Source organism: Natrialba taiwanensis DSM 12281 (assembly GCF_000337595.1).
Classification (GTDB): Archaea; Halobacteriota; Halobacteria; order Halobacteriales; family Natrialbaceae; genus Natrialba; species Natrialba taiwanensis.
Genome location: NZ_AOIL01000042.1, coordinates 217,914 through 238,134 on the forward strand (window position 1 = coordinate 217,914; position 20,221 = coordinate 238,134).

Consider the following 20,221-nt stretch of genomic DNA (forward strand, 5'->3'; position numbering starts at 1 on the left):
CCGATACAAGCTGTTTGTTGTCGGCCAATAAAAATATAATGGAGGGAGATATTCAGCTGACCCGGAAAACCTTTTTCTCTGAATCACACTACGCGTTAGACATGGAACACGAGTCCTCTATCGAAGAAATCCTCGATACTATCGGGGACGAGCACGCACGCACCGTCCTCGCCTCGATTAGTCGTGAGCCAGGATCTGCGAAAGAACTCGCAGAGCGCCTCGACCTCTCGCGGCCGACGATTTACCGGCGTCTCGACCTCCTCAAGGAAAACGAGTTGATCAACGACCGAACGCTCGTCGCCGACGACGGCAATCACTACAAGGAGTATACGTGCAACTTCAACAGCACCGTCATCTCACTGGAAGACGACGAGTACGACGTTCGCATCTTCCGCGAGGAGAACCTGCCTGACCGGTTTAGCCGCCTTTGGGACGAACTAGGTGCGAAGTAGTGGCGATTGTGATGGCTGTCACGTCTCCCACTCCCGCATCGAACGCACCGCCCATTGGCGACGTTTCTTGTCTCCGAGATCTCACTCGCTCCGGTGTCGATTCCGCCGATTTTCGATCCGGACCATGCGCCCACAAAACTCATCAACGTCCCCGCTCACGGCAGTACCACCGACACCCGCCCCGTCACGCACCGGGTGACTCGACATGGATATGATGCTCGCTGAACTCGCCGAAGCCGTTCTGATGCTGATGCAGTTGACCGTGTTCGCCCTGGCGCTCGGACTTACGCTCATCAGCTTTCAATCGTATACGAAAAACCAATCAAAACGACTCGAGTCGGCGTTTATCGGCTTTGCCTTCCTCAGTATGGGCGTCGCTCTCACGACCATCACGTCCCAGCTTCCCTCGGCAGCAACCGCCTTCTACATCGTCGAAACAGTCCCCTTCATCGTCGGCTTCGGGATGCTCTATCTCTCCTTGTACCGGTGACCGGTGACGGTCGGCCGCTGCTTCGCCCACTTAGGACGACGGGGGCTCGACCGTCTCGACGCGCGCCTCGAGCCACGAAATTGCCCGCTCGACCGCCTCCGGATCGGACCCGGAGACACGAATCCGCCCCGGCCGATCCGGGCCCCGAGGATAACTTCCCACGCTCACGCTGAACTCGTCGGTAACCGTCTCGAGGACCTCGTGTAGCGCCCCCTCCGGTGCAGGCGTAAAAATCGTCTGCGAGACAGTCTCGCCGCTGAACTCCGCGGCGACCGACTCGAACATCGCGTGCATCTCCTCGGGAATCCCCGCGAAGACGTAGACGTTCTCGATGACGCAGCCGGGGGCCCACCCCTCGTCCACGACGATTGGCGTCGCACCTTCGGGCAGGGAGGCGGCAGCCTCCAGATCGAGTTCAAGATCGTACTCCGCGACGAGGTCGGGGTTTTCCTCGCGGAACGCAGTCGCCTTCTCGCGCAATCGGTCGTACATCTCCTCGAAGACGACGAACTCGCGATCGAGCGCGTCCGCGACGGCGGGCACCGTCACGTCGTCGGGGGTGCCGCCGATCCCGCCGGTGGCGATGATCGCATCGATCTCGGGGTCGTCCTGCCAGCGAGCCACGGTCGCCGCGATGAACTCGCGGTCGTCGCGGACCGTCAGGATGCGACGGACGGTCGCGCCGCGTTCGGTGAGTCGAGCGGCGAGCCACGAGGCGTTGGTGTTGGTCGTCTCGCCGGCGAGGAGTTCGTCGCCGACGGTGAGGAGTGCGACGTTCATAGCTGCCGTTCGTGCTCGACTCAGTTAGCGTCCGCGGGTCGAGAAACGGGACGGTCACTCCGCGCTGGCGGTCCCACCGCCGGTAGCATCAGCACCACCGGCGGTCGTCTCGGCCTCGGCGCGAAGCCGTTCGATCCGTGCACTCAACGACGGGGTCGACGAGAACCAGTTCCGACTTGGCGTTTCTGTAACCGTAATGCCGCCTTCCACAGCGACGCGTTCGAACGCATCCGCGAGTTCAGTTGCGCCGACCGTCTCGGCAGCGCGGTCGTCGGTGTAGTATCGCAGGCGTCGAAGGGCGCTGAACTCGAGCAGTGCGAGCGCGATCGCGAGTATCGCCACGAGGAGGAACGAGAAGTCATCGATGAGGAGTCCGAGAAGAATACATTCGCCCGAGATGGTGAGCAATGCGGCTTTGAGTAGATGCGTATAGGACCGTTTCTGTTCGCGGCGGGCGACGAACAGCGCCCTCAGCGTGGCATCGTCGCAGGCGTCGACTGTAACCCGTGAAACGAACAGATACCGAGAGAGGGGAGAATCCAATAGCCACCCATCGAGACCGTGGATATCGGAATCGATGATCCGGACGCCGTAGGTAGAGAGGTCGCTCGCATCGAGCACGGCTTCGAGTCGATCACGTTCGGTGGCGGTCGGTCGACGGACGGGGACCGTGAGCGGGAAAATAAACGGTGTAGCGACCCAGCAGAGGGAGGTGAGAACGGGAAGCATTCCGAGTCCGGCGAGTGGCTCGCGCTGAACGATCGGCAGAGCGACGACGATGATACCGAAAGCGAGAGCGAAAATACTCGTCAGATAGCGAGCGTAACGGCGGCGAACGTTCGAGGGAGATGTCGGGAACAGGGACGGATCGCTTCGGAGGACACCGGTGATCGCGGCAGTCCCGACGCCGCCAGCAGTGAGTCCGACTACGATCGCTGCGATTCCGCCGGAAACGACAGTGTGCATATCGAGTCCGGCGCGTACGAGATACCACGCGGGATAGCCGGCGACGAACCCGAATCCGATCGCACAGATGTTCGCTCCTCGGATTGCCGATTCGTCGCTCAGGTGAGGGGCGAGAAGTCCGTACAGGTAGCCGAGACAGGCGACGACGAGGGCGACGAATCCGACCGCGAGGACGAGGAGGAACCACAGCCAGACGGCGGAGACCAGCGACATATGTGTGACTTAGAAATAATTTACAAGTGTCTTGTGATTCTCCAAGAACGAGTTCACACGGTTCGATGCCGACATCTCAACTTGAAGCGAGTACTGAAGACAGTCGGCGAGGAGTGACGCTTCGCACCACTAAACGCGGCTCGCTCCAACGATTTTGGAACGAGCGACTGGACCGAGAAGTCGGGAACATGTGATGTAGATTCGGTGTGCTGAGAGCGTCGAATATGCACCGTTGTTTGCTCGTGGATGCGGAGACAAGTTCCGGACCGACGCGCACAGAATGGGTAATTCCCTATGTCGGGGAACATTTTTATTTTCGCCCACCGTACCTCGGGATATGGCTGACGTAGCGCTGGACGACCGTGGTCGCCTCACGCTCCCGAAGGAGGTTCGAGAGCGATATGGAGACCGGTATCACGTCGTTCAGCTTCCCGACGGGGTCAAATTGGTCCCGGTCGCCGACGACCCGCTCGAAGCACTCAGGGACGAATTCGCAGATATCGAGAAGTCGGCCGACGAACTTCGTGAAGAAACTCGCGAAGCGGCGCTCGACGAGGCTGGACGATAGATGTATATGCAGAAACCGATTTTCTCCTCGCGCTGATTAAGGACGAAGACTGGCTCGGAGACGCCGCCGAGTCGGTGTACCGGAAACACCGAGATGAGTTGTGGACATCGCAGTTCACGCTCATCGAACTCCTGATGGTCGCCTACCGCGAGGAACGTGATACCGAACGCGTCGTCTCGAACGCTGCTAACCTCGTCGAGGTACATGGTGATGTGGAGACGGTCGTTACGGCGGCGACATACGTGGAAGACCACGAGTTCACACCGTTCGATGCACTTCACCTCGTCGAATCGAACGGCGATACCATCGTCTCGAGCGACGAGACGTACGAGGACGTCACACCACGTTTCGACCTGAAAACGGTCGACGACGAGTAGCGCTCCGCAATCCCTAAACGCGGCTCACACCAATACCCGTCAATGAGCGACTGGACCGAGAAGTACCGTCCGACGACGCTGTCGGAGGTACGCGGGAACAACAAGGCCCGAGACAAACTCGAGGAGTGGGCCACGACCTGGGACGACCATCGGGACGCAGTGATCGTCCACGGAAGCCCCGGCGTCGGGAAAACCTCGGCGGCCCACGCGCTGGCCAACGACATGGGCTGGCCCGTGATGGAACTCAACGCCAGCGACAGCCGCGGGGCCGACGTGATCGAACGAATCGCCGGCGAGGCCGCAAAGAGCGGCACGCTCACCGGCGGCGAGTCGGGACGGCGGCTGGTAATCCTGGACGAGGCCGACAACTTCCACGGTAACGCCGACTACGGCGGCTCGCGGGAGGTCACCCGCGTCGTCAAGAGCGCGAACCAGCCGATCGTCCTCGTAGCCAACGAGTTCTATGACATGAGCCAGTCGCTTCGCAACGCCTGCGAGACGATCGAGTTCCGCGACGTGTCGAAGCGCTCGATCGTGCCCGTCCTCCGTGATATCTGCCGGCGCGAGGATATCGAGTACGAGGAGGAGGCACTCGAGAAAATCGCCGAGACGACAAGCGGCGACCTGCGCTCGGCGGTCAACGACCTGCAGGCCGTCGCCGAGGACACCGGTCGGCTGACCGTCGATGACGTAGTCACAAGTGAACGCGACACGACAGAGGGAATCTTCGACTTTCTCGACGCGCTCATCAAGGACGAAGACGCCGAAGGCGCGCTCAAGGCGTCCTACGACGTCGACGAGAACCCCGACGAGATGTTAAACTGGATCGAAGATAACGTTCCGAAGGACTACCACGGCGCTGAACTCGCGGACGCCTACGAGTTCCTCGCGAACGCCGACCGCTGGCTGGGGCGGGTTCGCTCGACGCAGAACTACTCGTTCTGGCGCTACGCCTCGGATAACATGACCGCGGGCGTCGCGGCCTCCCGCCGCGAGGACAAGGGCGGGTGGACCCGTTACGGGCCGCCGAGTTACTGGTCGAAACTCGGCCGGACGAAGGGCTCGCGGAACACGCGCGATTCGATCGCCGAACGGATCGCCGAACGGGAGGGCACGAGCGTCGCCACGGCTCGCCGCGAGGTCATGCCCTTCCTCTCGGCGATGACCCACCATTGCAAGAACCGCGAGCTGACCGTTCGCATGGCGGCGACTTATGAACTCGACGAGAAGGAGGTGTCGTTCGTCACGGGGAGCGGCAAGGATACGAACAAGGTTCAGTCGATCGTCGAGGACGCCGAGGAGATGATCGCCGAGGAGACGATCGAGCATTCCGGTTCAGCGTTCTTCGATGCCGAGGGAGCAGCGGCGGACGAAGCCGAATCGGCAGCTGATGGCGAACGCGGCGGTGAGGACGAGACGAACGCCGACGCCGGTACTGGCGGCTCGAACGAACAGGAAACGCTTGCAGGTGCGACCGGAACATCGAGCGGAGACGGTGGCGATGAACACGAAGCCTCGGCCACCGAAGCCGACCCAACCGAATCCAGCGACGATCAGTCCGGACTGAACGATTTCCTGTAACGCGACTCCTGCGCTTTTACGGATAGTACGATCAGCTGGTCCCACGACGATGCCGACGGCGACAGCGACGAGCGGGTGGATTGTGAGAAACGAACGACAGTCAGTACGTCCGCGTCCGGACCCCGCCGGAAGCGTGCGATTACAGGAGGCCTAACTCCGTGCCGACCGTTCGGAACGCCTCGAGACACGAAACGACGTCCTCGCGGCTGTGGGTTGCAATCGGCGCGACGCGGAGGCGACTCGTTTCCTCGGGTACCGCCGGCGGTCGGATCGCCGGGACGACGATCCCGCGGGCGCGAAGCCCATCCGCGAGCGTGAGAGCATCCCGCTGATCGCCGACGATGACGGGCAAGATCTGAGACTCGCCCGGAATCGAAAAGCCCATCGTCTCCAGCCCGTCCCGGAGGTGGGCGACGTTCTCCCAGAGCTGTTCGCGCGCATCGCTGTAGCGTGCGAGGTGCAACGCCTCACTCGCTGCCGCGGCCGCCGTCGGCGCGAGTCCCGTCGAGAACGCGAACGACCGCGCATCGTTGAGCAGGCACTCGATCAACGCGTTGCTGCCGGCGACGTAGCCACCCTGACTCGCGAGCGCCTTCGAGAGCGTCCCCATCTGGATGTGTACCCGTTCTTCGAGTCCCTCCGCCTGAACGACGCCGCCGCCGTCCACGTAGAGCCCCGTCGCGTGCGCCTCGTCGACCATCACCCACGCACCGAACTCTTCGGCGAGTTCACAGATGGTCGAGAGCGGGGCCACGGTCCCGTCGACGCTGAAGACGGAGTCGGTGACGATTAGCCAGGATTCGTCGTCGTTGTCATCGTCCGCGCGGTCGGCCCGGTCCTCGAGTTCAGTGCGCAGACTCGCCGGATCGCAGTGATCGTAGACGGCCGTCTCGCAGCCGGCGAGCCGACAGCCATCGATGAGACTCGCGTGGTTGAACTCGTCGGAGAAGATCACGTCCGGGTCGAGTGCGGTGATCGTGCCGACGTTGGCGGCGTATCCGGAGGAGAACGTCAGTGCGCGTTCGGTCCCTTTCGTCTCGGCGAGCAGTCGTTCTAAGTCGTGGTGGACCATCGTATCGCCGGTGACGACCCGGCTTGCGCCGGAGCCCGTGCCGACGGTTGCGGCGGCCTGGCGTGCCGCATCCTGGACGCGCTGGTCGTCGGTCAGGCCGAGATAGTTGTTCGACGAGAACACGAGCGCCTCCTCGGAGTCGAGAACCGGGAGGTCACCGCCGGCACTGTCGGCGAAGTACCCGCGCTCGGCGACCCGATCAACGGGCGACAGCGTTCGTTTCTGCTTGCGCTCCTCGAGGGTGCCGAGTCGATCCTCGAGGTCGAACCCGCGGTCGCAGTCTTCCATTCGCCTGAAGGGAGTCCGCGACGTGGTTTTACTCTCACGGTTCTGTCTCGCGTCTCCCGATGCGCTGAACTCGATCGAGTGAACGAAAGTGGCGGTGGCGGGCTATCGCGGCGTCTCGGCACCCCATTTGTCGAGTGCGGTCGCGAGTTCGGCGTGCTCCTGGGCGTATTCGTCGAGTGATACGCCGTCGAGACTGGCCTCGACGGACTGGCGGAGGGCTTTCGCGCCGGCGTGGGTGCCGTCGGGATGGCCGTGGATGCCGCCGCCGGCCTGGATGCAGATGTCGGTGCCGAGCGCGTCGATGAGTTGGTCGACGACGCCGGGGTGGAGTCCGCCGGAGGCGACGGGGAGGACGGGCTTGAGCCCGTGGCAGTCGCCGTGGAGCCAATCGTTGATACCCGGCGTATCCTCGTTTGCGAGTTTGCCGAGGCCGGCGGTGCCGGTGTGGATGTGGTCGACGCCACAGAGGCGGGCGATCTGTGCGAGCACGCGCATCGAGACGCCGTGGTGGTCCAGCCGGTCGAAGGCGGCGTGCATGGCGCGGTGGGCGTGGATCGCCAGCCCGTGGTCTTCACAGCGCTCGCGGACGGACTGGACGGCCGCCCAGCCGCAGGTAATCACGTCGATCATGACGAAGCCACCGCCGTGTTCCGCCACGAGGTCGACGCGGTCGAGCATCTCGGTCGTCTCGCCGGTGACGTTCACCAGGTAGTCTTTTCGTTCGCCGACATCCTCCTCGACGCGGTCGCGGGCGGCGAGGCTCTCCGCGAGTCGGTCCTCGAAGGGATTGAAGTCCTGATCCGTGAGGTTCTCGTCGTCTTTCAGCAGGTCGACGCCGCCGCGCCAGGCCTCCTCGCCGACGCGGGCGTGGGCGGCCGTCGAAAGCCCGACCTTGGGTTTCGGAACCGTTGCCAAGATGGGCCGCTCGCCGGCGTCGAGTTTTTCGCGCGCGACGCCGGTCCCGAACTGTGGACCGGGGAAGCCGGAGACGATCGATTCGGGCCAGTCACAGTCCTCGAGTCGGATGGATTCGACGGCTTTCATGCCCATGATATTGCCCGCGATACACGAGAGAATCTGGGGCATGCTCCCTGCTTCGAATAAGTCGGCGGGATAGGCGACGGTAATCTCGTTCTCGCTCTCATCGATTTCGCAGGCGACCGCGCCGAGATGGGTCAGTTCCGACTCGTCGACGTGCAAGGTCGCCCAGGTGCCGTTCGACGACTCGGAGGCAACCCGACTCGCTGCGGCCTCTATCGTCATATCCTCGGCCGGTTCGATCCTGAAGGTACAGACGAGTTCAGTCGCGGCAGGGTCGTACGCACGGTCGAGAAAGTCGTCGTACTCGATACCGGTCATGGTATCTGCTGACGTTCACCGTGGTGGCTAATAGTGTTTGTGTCGTTTCGCACAGTGAAGCAACCCGCACCAACGGAGCGTTCGGTTCGATGAGCGATCCGATTCCGATGGATTTGTTGGAAATTCGACGGCTAGTTTTCGTTTGGTCACATTTGCCCGCTCTGCAACCCGGAATCGGCCGACACGCTAATACGGTACGTCTCTCAGGGCTCGTGACAGGAAAAATTGCAAAAATTAATTAGCTGGTATAATATAACAGCTACTCGGGAGTGCATGACCGATACGACGATTGACGAACACACGGGCGATGGGGGCGTTGATGGCGGCGCGAGCGCCACCGATCTCTTCGGTGAACTCGCGGACGACACGGCCGACGAGCCGGCGGGCGAACAGGGTTCTACTACTGCGGCCGGGAGCGACGCTGAGACCGGTACCGAGACCGATACCGAGACTACCAATAGCAATAGCAATAGCAGTGGTCCCACCGGAACTACCGACGATGCTCCCGCTGAACCGCGTGATATCGAGGATCAGACCGCCGCCTCGATCTTCGGCCAACTCAAGGGCGACGACGGAGCCGCCGTCGACGACGTTCTCGACGACAGCCCCGAAGCGATCATCGCCAGTGCGGACGAACCGGTCGACGAACCGACCGACCTCGATGACGACCTCCTCGCGGACGACGGTGAACTCGAGGCGCTCCTGTTGACCGGGCGAACGAAAGAGCAGGAGTTCCTGTGGGTCGACACGGAGACTGAATCCGAAGTTGAGGCTGAGGCCGAGGCCGAAGCCGACTCTCAAACCGAAACCGATCCCGGTTCAGCAACCGAAACGACACCGGATTCCCCAGCAAGCGATCGTCGCTCGGAACCGGACGGTTCACAGACTGACGACACAGCGAAGCAGCAGGGACGGGACGATCACGATTCCGCCAACGAGCGGGCCAGCGACTCGAACGCGGCGACACACGTTCCGTTCGATGCCACGAGTTCTGCGTCCGAACCCGAATCCGAAACCGAGTCAGCACAGGACGCTGTCGCAGCTGACAATGAATCGGACGGCGTCCTGAGCCGCCTTCGGTCGACGCTGACTGACCTCCTCTAGACGCCGGTCTGCACTCGTTTCTTCCCAGTAGTTAGTACTGTAATTCGTTATCCCGTACGAGGAGTGAATGAATCGGACGGCTCGTTACGCGCGGATATGAAGTAACCGCTGTGGAACGCCCCAGCGCCTGCGAGCGAAACTGTTCTGCCTCTCCCAGTCCGATCACGCACAGCGGCTGTCTTCTCGTAGTCGATTCCCGCGGCTTCTGTCGGTAGTACTCTCGACGTGTCGACGTGATATCGACCACACGACACACCACGCCCTCAGACCGCGTTCACGGTGGATGCCAGCCGAGTTCAGTTCGCCGAACCGTATACGACTCGCCGCCGCAGTTCGGACAGACCGTCCGACTGAACTCGGGGTCGAACGTGCGGTCGGGAATTGTGTGTGCACAGCCACACGCATCACACTCGATGTGGACGGACACAGGCTATACTGGACGTGACCGTTCGTCAGTGTGGTGCCGGTGAGTGTCGGGGATGGCGACCGTCCACTCGCGTAACGACAATCAGTTCATATCTAGCCCGATCACCGGATACACCTTTAGGACTCTGAGTGGTCACTGTTACCATGGGAACACAGTACCGAACAAGCCCTGACCCGCCCGAAGAACCGACGGAACGAGGTGCCGAGGATGCGGCTGAGACGGCGACAGCGATGCGCCGCGGCGCGCTTGTCGCGACTTCGTCGGTGTTTGGCCTTGCATTTCTCGTCGTCGCTCTGATGCAGGTGACGCGTGTCCTGGCTACCTCCTCGCCCTACAGTGCCCTGAGCGTCGTCGATGGGGTCGTGATCGCGATCGTCGCGCTTGCGTTCGTCGCTGGACTCGTCATCGGCCGTCAACGGTAGCAAAAAGGCGTCCGGACGGCGGCCACGGCAGTGCCCCGTCCCTGCGAGCGATACTGAACTCGTTACTCGAGGAACGATTCGATGTTGTCGGCGACTTCTTCGGGCGTGTCGCCAACGGGGACACCGGCATCGTTCAGCGCGTTGATCTTGCTCTCTGCGGTACCGGTTCCGGAACCGGAAACGATTGCGCCGGCGTGGCCCATGCGCTTGCCCGGTGGGGCTGTGCGGCCGGCGATGAAGCCGGCGACGGGCGTGTCGACGTGCTCGTCGATGTAGGCTGCGGCTTCTTCCTCGTCTTCGCCGCCGATTTCACCGCACATGACGATGGCTTCGGTTTCGTCGTCGTTCTCGAAGAGTTCGAGTGCGTCGACGAAGTCGGTGCCGATGATTGGGTCGCCGCCGATGCCGATGGCGGTGGTCTGGCCGATACCGCGATTGGTGAGGCTGTCGACGACCTGGTAGGTTAGCGTCCCCGAGCGGGAGACGAGACCGACGTTGCCGTCCGCGAAGATGTTTCCGGGGAGGATGCCGAGTTTGGCCTCGCCGGGGGTGATGAGGCCGGGGCAGTTCGGTCCGACGAGTCGGGTGTCGGTTTCGGTCAGGCGCTTGTTGACCTTCGCCATGTCTTGGGTCGGGATGCCCTCCGTGATCGCGACGGCGAGGTCGAGGTCGGTGTCGAGGGCTTCGAAGACGGCGTCGCCCGCGAACGCCGGCGGGACGAAGATAACCGAGGTGTCGGCGTCTTCCTCGGCGACGGCCTCGTGGACCGTGTCAAAGACGGGGACGCCGTTGACCTCCTGGCCGCCCTTGCCGGGGACGGCACCGGCGACGACGTTGGTGCCGTACTCCATCATCTGTTCGGCGTGGAACTTGCCCTCCCCGCCGGTGATGCCCTGTACCACGACGCGCGTGTCGTCGTCGACTAGAACGCTCATTGTTCGTTCACCTCCTCGGCGTACGCGACGGTACGCTCGACTGCGTCCTCGAGGGTCTGTTCGACCGTCACGAGGTCCTCGTTCAGAATCTCCATACCTTCCTCCCAGTTGGTGCCGGCGAGGCGGACGACGACCGGCTTGGGGATTTCGTCGAACTGCTCGAGCGCCTCGTTGATGCCGCGGGCGACCTCGTCGCCGCGGGTGATGCCGCCGAAGATGTTGAAGACGACGCTGTCGACGTTGTCGTCGGAGAAGACCATATCCAGCGCGTTCGCGATGCGTTCGGCTTTCGCGCCACCGCCCACGTCGAGGAAGTTGGCGGGTTCGCCGCCGTAGTAGTCGACGAGGTCGAGCGTGGTCATGACGAGGCCGGCACCGTTGCCGATGATGCCGACGTTGCCCTCGAGTCGGACGTAGTCGAAGCCGTACTCGTCGGCCTTCTGTTCGAGTTCATCGCCGCCGCTTGCGGCTTCTTCCTCCATCTCGGCGAGTTCAGGCTGGCGGAATAACGCGTCCTCGTCGATGTTCATCACGGCGTCGGCCGCGATGACATCGTCGTCCGCGGTGACCATCAGCGGGTTGATTTCGGCGTCGGAGCCGTCGCGGCTCTCCCAGAGATCGTAGAGCGTGGTGAGAACGCTTGCAACGTCGTTGGCGACGGACTTGTCGACACCGGCGTCGTAGACGGCCTTGCGTGCCTGGAAGGGGTGCATGCCGAACGCGGGGTCGATGTGTTCGCGGGCGATGGCGTCGGGGTCCTCTTCGGCGACCTCCTCGATATTGACGCCGCCCTTGGTCGAGACCATCGCGACCGGTTTGCCCTCGCCGCGGTCCATCGTGATCCCGACGTAGAGTTCGTTCGTAAAGTCGACCGCTTCCTCGACGAGGACGCGCTCGACGCGGTAGCCCTTGAGGTCCATGCCGAGGATCGACTCGGCCGCCTCGCGGGCCTCGTCTTCGTCCTCGGCGAGTTTGATCCCGCCGGCCTTGCCGCGGCCGCCGACCTGTACCTGCGCCTTGACTGCGACTGGATACCCGATCTCCTCGGCCGCGGTCAGTACACCGTCGACGTCGGAGGCGAGTTGGGACGACGGCGTTGGAACGCCGGCGTCGGCGAAGACGTCCTTCGCCTGGTACTCGTGCAGTTTCATAACCATTCGAACGGGCGTTCTGACCTTGCTTAAATCCTGTTAGTTCCACTCGTACCGGGGATTCAGTGTCGGGTAGATGGCAGGTATATCGGCTATCGGCGGAGGATTACGCACAGGGGCTTCCATCGGCGGATACCGTGGTGACAGGGAGCACGGACCGAAGGGTTTGACCCGCGACGGTTCCAATCTCGACGCACGTGTCCCCCCGAGTTCAGCTGACGGGCACCGGTGACGCCACACCGGTCACAGAGAGACGTTCGCTGCCCGCTCGCTCGCGGGCCAGTGCCGGAGTTGTCTCCGAATGACGACATCGGTCCCGGCGAACGGTATCGAGCGGTGGCGGTCGTCAGTCGCGCGTGCGCTTGAGTTGCTGGTCCACAGCAACCTCTTTATCTCGCTGGCGACGATGAGCGTCGTCCTCACGACGATGCTGTTGGCCGGGTTGCCGGTCGACCCGCTGCCGCTCTTTTTCGTCTTCGCGGTCACGATGTTCGTCTACACGATCAACCGGCTCACCGATCTCGCGGAGGACGAGACGAACGTCCCACGGCGGGCGGCGCTGACGAGGCAATACGGCCACCTCTGGTTGGCGGCGGGCACCTGTCTGTACCTCATTGCAATCGCCATCGCCGTTTTCCTCGGTGTTCCGGGTGCCGGCTACATGCTCATCCCGCTCGTCGTGGCGTTGTTGTACTCTACAGTCGGCATCAAGCAACTCTTTCTCGTGAAAAACTGTTTCGTTGGCCTCGCCTGGGGATTGCTCCCCGCGGGTGCGGGCTACTACTATCGCGAACTCTGGACGACCGACGTCCTGTTTCTGGCCGGCTACGTCGCGGCGATGATCACCATCGCGGCGGTGATATTCGACATCAAAGATATCGAGGGCGACCGCGAAGAAGGGATCGCGACGGTTCCCAACGTCTTCGGCCCGCGACGGACCCGGATTGTCACGCAGAGCGCGAACGCGGTCGTCGCCGTCGCCGTCATCGCACTCGTCGCAAGCGGTGTCCTCTCATCGGCGTTTCTCGCCGTCCTCGCGATGAACGGCTACGTCGCCCTCTATATCCCGTTCGCAAAACCGGAGTACGGGCCGCTGTACTACGGGTTCGTCGTCGACGGCGAGCACGTGTTTCTCGCCGCCGTCGTCTGCGCGCTGGAACTGTTCGTCTGGTAACTGTTAGTGCTCTCGGCGGCCGGTCACTCTCGGTCCGTCTCCGCCCAGTCGCAGTCCTGGCACTTGCGGCCGGTGACGAACTCGGTGACCGACGGCATGTACCCCACTTCGAGGACGTTGCCGCCGCACTCGGGACAGTCCGCGTCCGCCTCTGCGATCGACTCGGCCTCCATCACCGACTCTCCCTCGATCAGTTCCGCAAGTCTCGTTGCCGTAACCATTCGCCCCTGAACGACGCGATTCTCGCTCACACTCGTGTATGCGAGTGCCACCCCCTAAGCCTTTTCAGGTCGCTCGGGGCTATCGGGCGATCGAACACGTTCGGTGTGTAACAGGTCGGCTCGGAGAAGGATTGAAGTCGTTCGAGCACATTGTGTGTCGTACAGTACCATGGGTGTAGATATCACGATTGAGCGAGTCGAGAACGTCCCCGCCGATTCCCGCGTCTGTCACTACGACGAGCTCGGCGAGGACGCCAAAGCAGCGCTCGCCCACCTCACGGACAGCCACGAGGACACCGTCGATGCCGCCGATGTCCTCGACGCCACAGCCACGACCGGCTTTCACGACTGTGAACTCGTCAAGTACACCGACTACTACGAGATTTCGGTTCACTGAACCGCGATTCACCACCGTTTCTGTCCCCCACCGGACAGCCACAGTCGAGTTCTAGAAACCAGACAGCTCTTCGCATGACGAGCGTCGTTCAACGCCTGCAGTAACAATGGTTTGCTCGGACTGACACAGACGCTTGTCGCTCCGTCTATTGTCGCGGCGAATCCGGCCAGAGTAGCAGTTTTCCGCGGAGGGAACACTTCATTACCGATCGCTAAATTTTCTTTTCGTCGGCGACTCTTCAGGACGGCAGGGCCAAGGAGAGATTAGCAGGGGAACGATCGCTCCGGTTTATTGTCCGAGGAGGACACGTCGCTATTCGACACAGAGTGTGTCGACAGCGCGATACGATCGGCGACCAAGCGAACCACATTCGGAGACACTCACACACTATGACAACACATCACCCTGACTCGAAAACGCTCTCCAGACGACTCCTGTTGCAAGCGACTGCACTGGCTTCCGCCTCGGGCTTTGCAACGACCGCACTCGCCCAGGACGACGGCTTCGGAAACGAAATCGAACTCGGCGGCAGAACCAGCGGCTGGGTCGGCCAATCACCCGAACAGATCGCGGACGAAGACAATCCGACACTCGAGTTAGTTCCGGGCGAATCGTATACGCTCACCTGGGAGAACTTAGACGGTGCCGGCCACAACTTCGCCATCGAAGGCGCAGACGGCGAGGAGAACTTCGTCGAAACCGAAATCGTCTCCGGGGTGGGCGAGACCCAGGAAGTCGAGTTCACCGCCGAGGAGGGAATGGCGGAGTACTACTGCCAGCCCCATCCGACGAGCATGCGCGGTGAGATCGAACTGGCCGGCGAGGGCGGGAACGGCGACGAGGAAATGGAAGCCGAGGACGAATCGCAGACGATCATCGGCGAGGGACCGACGATCGGTCTCGAGACGATCGCCGACGGGCTGACGGCCCCGCTCAACTTGCAAGTAGCCGACGAAGCGCAGGACCGCCAGTTCGTCGTCGACCAGGCCGGCGAGATCTGGATCCTCGACGACGACGGCCTCGCGGACGAACCCTTCCTCGACGTGACGGATCGCATGGTCGAACTCGAGGGCGATTTCGACGAACGCGGACTGCTCGGCCTTGCTTTCCACCCGGACTTCGAGGAGAACGGTCGGTTCTTCGTCCGGTACAGCGCGCCGCCAACCGACGAGGTTCCCGACGGCTGGGACCACACGTTCGTGCTCGCGGAGTTCGAAACGGCCGACGACGAGAACTCGCAGGCGGACCCTGACTCCGAGCAGCGGATTCTCGAAATTCCGGAACCGCAGTTCAACCACAACTCTGGAGCAATCGCCTTCGGGCCAGACGGTTGTCTGTACGTGGCAACAGGCGACGGCGGTGGCGCGAACGACGCCGGCGAGGGCCACGTCGAAGACTGGTACGACGAGAACGAGGGCGGCAACGGCCAGGACACCGCCGAAAACCTGCTCGGCGGAATACTCCGGATCGATATCAATAGCGAGGGCGAGGACGGCCAGCCCTACGCGATTCCGGCGGACAACCCGCTCGTCGACATGGAAGGTGAACTCGACGAGTACTGGGCCTGGGGCCTGCGCAACCCCTGGGGGATCTCGTTCACCGACGACGGCGAACTACTCGTCGCCGATGTCGGCCAGGCGCTGTTCGAAACCGTCAACCACGTCGAGGCTGGCGGCAACTACGGCTGGAACGTCTGGGAGGGGACCCACTGCTTCAGCACGGAGTCACCGGACGACCCGCCTGAAGACTGCCCCGCCGAAACGCCATCGGACGTCCGCGGCGGCGAACCGCTCCGCGGCCCCGTCATCGAATACCCGCACCAGGCCGACATGGGTCGCTACGGAGACGGCACCGCCCAGAACGGTGACACTGAGAACGGTGATGACGGCGGCAATGGCAACGAAACCGATGCTGATGCCGATACCGCAAACGACACCAGCAACGGAAACGGCAACGGCGAGGACACCAACGCAACTGAGGACACGGAAGAGACGAGCGACGACACCGGCGACATCGAACAGATCGGCGTCTCCATCACCGGCGGCTACATGTACGAAGGCGGGTCCGTTTCCGAACTCGAGGGGACGTACGTCTTCGGCGACTGGAGTCGCGACGGCGAGGGACCGGGTCGTCTCTTCCTCGCGCGGCCGCCGGAGGGGTGGCCTAACGGAGAGACGGGCGGTGACGACGGCGCGGACGAGACGACCGACGAGAACGGAACCGACACTGACACGGACACTGAGAACGGCGGTGACGACCTCCACGCACCCGAGGAGGACACCGGAAACAACACCGAAGAGGACACTGAGAACGAAAGCGGACCGGACTTCGAACCGATCGATCCCGAGGGCGAGGGCAACGGCGAGAGTACCGACGAAAGCGACGGAGCGGCGGCCGACCAGAACACGTACTCCCCGCCCAACGAGGTCGACCTCTGGCCGATCGAAGAACTCGGCGTCGAGTCCGAGGACGACGTCGGCAGCGACGGCTCGTTGAACCACCTCGTCTACGGCTTCGGTCGCGACGCGAACGGCGAGATGTACGTTCTCTCCTCCGATACCCCGACGCTCGACGGAGAGGGTTACGTGAGCCGAATCGTCACGGCGGACGAAAGCGACACCGCCGAAGACGACGGAACGGAAGACGAGGACGCGGACACCGAAACGGAGTCGGAAACCGACACCGGTTCGAACGAGACCGAGACCGACACTGACACCGAGACCGGGACGGACGCCGCCGAGAACGAGTCAACCGCAAACGAATCGACCGACGCCTGACGAGTTCAGCGGCGTCGGTCGCAATCGAGTTGGAAGTCGGTTAGAGCGTCACCTGAATCGCTTTTCATGGCACGAGATTTCATCCGTCGTCTGCCGTCCGTTGTCCGTCGTCCACCGTCATGGCCGTCTGCTCAGATGCACCGCATACGCGAACAGGACGGCGGAGACAGCGAACCACACGACTGCTGGGATTTGGTACTCGATGATGTCGGCCAGTGATGCCATACCGAACACGATACCAGCCAGTCCGAGCCCGAGTTGCAAACCGACTCGGATTCGGTCAAGCGTGCAATCTTCTGAATCTACTGTATCAGTCGGCATGGCTTGACACTGATTGTTTCAGGATATAGGTGTTACGTACAAATGGGGTAATCGAACGCCGGTCGCCCGAACTCGCGCCGTCGACCGTCACCGGTCCAGGAGTAAAGCGGCGATCGATGCCGTCGATCATCCGGGGGTTTCGACCGTCGTCACTCCTGGAGTGAGAAGACGGCCACCGTGTTCCCTTCCTCCTCGACTTGATTGCCGCCGCCGCCGGGGATCGCGACGTACTGTTTCTCCTCGTGTGGATCGTACCAGCTTATTGGCGCGCCATCGACGCCGTGGTCGCCGACCTCGTGCGTCGCGAGTTCTTCGCCGGTTTCGGTGTCGAGTGCGTGGAGGAGCCCAGTTGGTCCGCCCGCGAACGTGACACCAGTTGCCGTGGTCAACGAGCCACCCCAGGGTGGGCCGGCCTCCCAGCTAAACCAGTGTTGCCATTTGATATCGCCGGTCAGCGGATCGAGACCGGCAATAACGCCCGCATTCTGGTTCCACTCCGGAACCGGTTCTGCGATGAGGTTTTCCTGCTCGCCGTTGCCGTCGTCCTCTTCGTCTTCTCCTCCGTCTTCGTCGCCGTTTTCCGCCTCCGCTTCCTCCTCTTTCGCAGCACCCTCGTCGCCTCCGTCGGCGTCCTCCTCCGGTGCGTGGAGTTCGTCGCCGCCGTTGCCATTGCCATTGTCGCCTGCCGTTTCGTTTGCCGGCGTTTCATCGCTCTCTCGCTGTTCTCCCTCTTCGACCTCTTCGGCGTCGGCCGGCACGTCCTCTTCCGGCTGATCGCCCTCGTCCGGTTCCGTCGGCTCCGTCTTCCGGACCGTGTCCATGCCGATGTATCGCTGGCCGGGTTCGTACTCCACCTCGAACCACGAGAACTTCATCGGGTAGTTGGTCCCCTTGACGACTAGCGTCCGCGATTCCGGATCGAACGCGCTCGGCTGCGGGTTCGTCCCCCCGATCAAGTCCGGCATGATCCAGGGTGACCGTTCGAGGTCGTCGTACGGCGGCAGGTTGAACGTGTTGAGGTGCTGGACGTACTCGTCGCTGCGCTGGTGGAGCTGGCCGGTCTCCATATCGACCGTGTACACCCAGCCCGTCTTCCCCGGCCAGGTCGCAAACTTCCGAGACTCGCCCTCGTGTTCCGCCTCGAAGACGACCGGCGGACTCGGCGAGTCGTAGTCCCACCAGTCGTGCGGCGAGTCCTGGTGGTGCCACTGGTACTCGCCCGACTCGATGTCGACGGCGACTTTCCCGCACGAGTAGGGGTTGTAGCCCGGTCGAACGGTGCCATACCACGGTCCCGGGTTCGCCGACGGAATCACGACCGTTCCCGAGTCGGGTTCGACCGCACCCGCCGCCCAGGCGGTCGCGCCGCCGTGCATCCAGGAATCGCCGACCCACTCGTGTCCCGGCGTCATATTGACCCGCCACTGCGGATTCCCTTCGAGGTCGATACAGTCGAAGAAGCCGCTGACGCCGAACTCGCCGCCGAAACTCCCCTTCATGATCCGCCCGTTGTAGATCAGCGGCGGGAACGACGAGGTCGTCCCGCGGGAGCGCTCCCAACTGAGTTCTTCGTGCGTGAGTTCGTCCGCGACCTGACCGCGGTAGAACGCTGCGCCATTGTAGTACCAGCGTTCCTCGCCCGTGTAACGATCGATCGCGAGCACGCCGAGATCGAGTGTGCTCTTGTAGACCGTATCACCGAGAACGGCCGCCCCGCGTTCGGCAGGCGGGGTCTGTTCCGACGCCCCGTCGCTGTTCTCGTAGAAGTGCGTCCAGAGGATATCCCCCGTTCGAGCGTTGAGCGCGTACAGCATGTCCGGCCCGACCGTGGTGTACATGATCGGCGGATCGCCGTCGACGACAATCGGTGATCCCTGGAAGTCGTTCGGATCTTCCGCAATTTCGAGTCGATACTCGAGTTCGAGATCGCCGACGTTCTCCGGCGTGATGACCTCGGCCGTCGTGTGTCGGTGGCCCTCGTAGCCGCCGCCGGCGATCAGCCAGTTCGTCTCGTCGGTCTGCGTCTCCGCGAGATCGGACTCGGTAACGTCTCGTTCGGGAATCTGGTCCGTATCTCCCTGTTCGACGATGGACTCGCCCGGTTTCTCGTGCCACGGTGCGTCTTCCGGCAGGTCACTGAGGTGTGATTCGTAGGTCATGGTCCGCTAGTTCGATACTGCGCTCCGCGGCGCGCGTTTATCGTCTGTAATCCGGATCACGTCCGTGATCAGGAACTCTTGGCTGATGATCATGAGTGCGGTACTGGCGGTCGTCAGCGTCGTCAGGTGGTCGTCTGCGATCTCCTCGGCCGCGAGGTCGCGCGCGGCGGAGCCGAGCAGGTAGTACCCGCCGAGCATGGACTTGACGTCCCAGAGGCCGCGGTCGATCATCTCGCCGGTGACCAGCGGCTCGCGCTGCCAGAGGTAGTGATCGAGTCCGTCGATCCACAGCAGCGACCCTTCCGCGGCCCGCTGGTGGAGCGGCGCGACGTACTCGTAGACGACGCCGTCGTCGACCGCATCTGCGGGCGGATAGTCCGGCGTCGCCATCCACCACGAAAGCTGTTCTCTCGCGTTAACGATGTTGACGACGAGCGCCGTCTGCTCGCGCTCCGCGAAGCCGACCTCCGAAAGCGTCGCCGGTAACCCATCGATGTGAACCAACTGTCGCGTCGTCGTCTCGATGTGGTCGGGCGTAAACGCCGGGAGCGTCTCCTCCGCACTCGCGAAAAAGCCGACTTCCGCGAGGTGGTCGTTGATTTCCCACGCCGGTGTCGTCAACGACTGATACGCCTCCGCTCCCGCGTCCGGAACCCCCATCGCCTCGAGTTCAGGCAGGGACTCGACTGACTCCGTCAGCGCCGCGAGTTGCTCGCTCAACAGCGCCGCATCGAGCGTCCCCGTCAACCCATCCTGCAGCGCGGTCCCCATTTCCGCCAGGCCGCTCGTTGTTTCGGTCGAAACGTTCTGTCTGAGGTCGGCAAGCGTTGCCCCCGCAACGCTGCCGCCTGCGATTACCCCGAGCGCTTTCAAGAACTCGCGGCGATCGCTGTCGCTGACCTCGCCGTAACTGTATCGGTCTCTTGGATCGGTACCGTATGCCATGGCACACTTTGGCAGGTGATGGGCCAGCCATTAGCTGTTTCC

General features: G+C 62.7%; 20 protein-coding genes. 10 read left to right on the forward strand and 10 right to left on the reverse strand.

Annotated elements, in window-relative coordinates; translation table 11 throughout:
- Positions 1-101 precede the first annotated feature (101 nt).
- Positions 102-452 carry an ArsR/SmtB family transcription factor gene (locus tag C484_RS11650; protein ID WP_006108860.1) on the forward strand — a complete coding sequence of 117 codons (351 nt, stop codon included), beginning with the start codon at positions 102-104 and terminating at the stop codon, positions 450-452.
- Between the two features lie 214 nt (positions 453-666).
- Positions 667-942, forward strand: coding sequence for a DUF7521 family protein (locus tag C484_RS11655; RefSeq protein WP_049915394.1), 276 nt, complete (start codon positions 667-669; stop codon positions 940-942).
- Positions 943-972: 30 nt separating this feature from the next.
- On the opposite strand, the gene C484_RS11660 is transcribed toward C484_RS11655, so the two are convergent.
- Complete coding sequence (locus tag C484_RS11660) at positions 973-1,722, reverse strand: competence/damage-inducible protein A (protein WP_006826136.1); 750 nt, start codon at positions 1,720-1,722, stop codon at positions 973-975.
- 54 nt (positions 1,723-1,776) lie between these two features.
- Entirely contained in the window at positions 1,777-2,901 is a 1,125-nt protein-coding gene (locus C484_RS11665; RefSeq protein ID WP_006826137.1) for a hypothetical protein, read from the reverse strand.
- A 337-nt stretch (positions 2,902-3,238) separates the two neighbouring features.
- On the opposite strand from C484_RS11665, the gene C484_RS11670 reads away from it, so the two are divergent.
- The 3 genes from C484_RS11670 to C484_RS11680 are packed head-to-tail and all read left to right on the forward strand — an operon-like array spanning position 3,239 to position 5,427.
- Complete coding sequence (locus C484_RS11670) at positions 3,239-3,469, forward strand: AbrB/MazE/SpoVT family DNA-binding domain-containing protein (protein ID WP_006826138.1); 231 nt, start codon at positions 3,239-3,241, stop codon at positions 3,467-3,469.
- Positions 3,466-3,846: a type II toxin-antitoxin system VapC family toxin gene (locus C484_RS11675; RefSeq protein ID WP_049915366.1), complete on the forward strand. Its 381-nt coding sequence runs from the start codon at positions 3,466-3,468 to the stop codon at positions 3,844-3,846. Before C484_RS11670 ends, C484_RS11675 begins: the two co-directional genes overlap by 4 nt.
- A 42-nt stretch (positions 3,847-3,888) precedes the next feature.
- Positions 3,889-5,427, forward strand: a complete 1,539-nt coding sequence (locus tag C484_RS11680; protein WP_006826140.1) for a replication factor C large subunit — start codon at positions 3,889-3,891, stop codon at positions 5,425-5,427.
- Positions 5,428-5,566: 139 nt separating this feature from the next.
- On the opposite strand, the gene C484_RS11685 is transcribed toward C484_RS11680, so the two are convergent.
- Together C484_RS11685 and rbcL are read right to left on the reverse strand one after the other, a co-directional pair.
- Positions 5,567-6,787: an aminotransferase class I/II-fold pyridoxal phosphate-dependent enzyme gene (locus C484_RS11685; RefSeq protein ID WP_006826141.1), complete on the reverse strand. Its 1,221-nt coding sequence runs from the start codon at positions 6,785-6,787 to the stop codon at positions 5,567-5,569.
- Positions 6,788-6,889: 102 nt separating this feature from the next.
- Positions 6,890-8,146, reverse strand: coding sequence for a type III ribulose-bisphosphate carboxylase (gene rbcL, locus C484_RS11690; RefSeq protein WP_006826142.1), 1,257 nt, complete (start codon positions 8,144-8,146; stop codon positions 6,890-6,892).
- 273 nt (positions 8,147-8,419) lie between these two features.
- On the opposite strand from rbcL, the gene C484_RS11695 reads away from it, so the two are divergent.
- Positions 8,420-9,250 (forward strand): hypothetical protein, encoded by an 831-nt coding sequence (locus tag C484_RS11695; protein ID WP_006826143.1) that lies wholly within the window; start codon positions 8,420-8,422, stop codon positions 9,248-9,250.
- 274 nt (positions 9,251-9,524) lie between these two features.
- Here the strand turns inward: C484_RS11695 and C484_RS23675 are convergent, their stop codons facing one another.
- Positions 9,525-9,677 (reverse strand): hypothetical protein, encoded by a 153-nt coding sequence (locus C484_RS23675; protein ID WP_006826144.1) that lies wholly within the window; start codon positions 9,675-9,677, stop codon positions 9,525-9,527.
- 143 nt (positions 9,678-9,820) lie between these two features.
- On the opposite strand from C484_RS23675, the gene C484_RS11700 reads away from it, so the two are divergent.
- Complete coding sequence (locus C484_RS11700) at positions 9,821-10,099, forward strand: hypothetical protein (protein ID WP_006826145.1); 279 nt, start codon at positions 9,821-9,823, stop codon at positions 10,097-10,099.
- Between the two features lie 62 nt (positions 10,100-10,161).
- Here C484_RS11700 and sucD read toward each other — a convergent pair whose 3' ends face one another.
- Positions 10,162-11,034, reverse strand: a complete 873-nt coding sequence (gene sucD, locus C484_RS11705; protein WP_006108849.1) for a succinate--CoA ligase subunit alpha — start codon at positions 11,032-11,034, stop codon at positions 10,162-10,164.
- A complete protein-coding gene (gene sucC, locus C484_RS11710) occupies positions 11,031-12,185 on the reverse strand; it encodes an ADP-forming succinate--CoA ligase subunit beta (RefSeq protein ID WP_006826146.1) in 1,155 nt (384 codons plus the stop codon). Before sucC ends, sucD begins: the two co-directional genes overlap by 4 nt.
- Before the next feature lie 301 nt (positions 12,186-12,486).
- On the opposite strand from sucC, the gene C484_RS11715 reads away from it, so the two are divergent.
- Positions 12,487-13,359, forward strand: coding sequence for a UbiA family prenyltransferase (locus tag C484_RS11715; protein WP_006826147.1), 873 nt, complete (start codon positions 12,487-12,489; stop codon positions 13,357-13,359).
- A 23-nt stretch (positions 13,360-13,382) separates the two neighbouring features.
- Here C484_RS11715 and C484_RS11720 read toward each other — a convergent pair whose 3' ends face one another.
- A complete protein-coding gene (locus C484_RS11720) occupies positions 13,383-13,610 on the reverse strand; it encodes a DUF5795 family protein (RefSeq protein WP_006108846.1) in 228 nt (75 codons plus the stop codon).
- A 139-nt stretch (positions 13,611-13,749) separates the two neighbouring features.
- Between C484_RS11720 and C484_RS11725 the strand changes: the two genes are divergently transcribed.
- Together C484_RS11725 and C484_RS11730 are read left to right on the forward strand one after the other, a co-directional pair.
- Complete coding sequence (locus C484_RS11725) at positions 13,750-13,977, forward strand: hypothetical protein (RefSeq protein ID WP_006826148.1); 228 nt, start codon at positions 13,750-13,752, stop codon at positions 13,975-13,977.
- Positions 13,978-14,366: 389 nt separating this feature from the next.
- Positions 14,367-16,754 (forward strand): PQQ-dependent sugar dehydrogenase, encoded by a 2,388-nt coding sequence (locus C484_RS11730; RefSeq protein ID WP_239640971.1) that lies wholly within the window; start codon positions 14,367-14,369, stop codon positions 16,752-16,754.
- Between the two features lie 470 nt (positions 16,755-17,224).
- Here C484_RS11730 and C484_RS11740 read toward each other — a convergent pair whose 3' ends face one another.
- Both C484_RS11740 and C484_RS11745 read right to left on the reverse strand, forming a co-directional pair.
- On the reverse strand, positions 17,225-19,234 hold the full coding sequence (locus tag C484_RS11740) for an outer membrane protein assembly factor BamB family protein (protein ID WP_006826151.1): 2,010 nt from the start codon (positions 19,232-19,234) through the stop codon (positions 17,225-17,227).
- A gap of 6 nt (positions 19,235-19,240) precedes the next feature.
- Positions 19,241-20,179, reverse strand: coding sequence for a hypothetical protein (locus C484_RS11745; RefSeq protein ID WP_006826152.1), 939 nt, complete (start codon positions 20,177-20,179; stop codon positions 19,241-19,243).
- Positions 20,180-20,221: the final 42 nt, after the last annotated feature.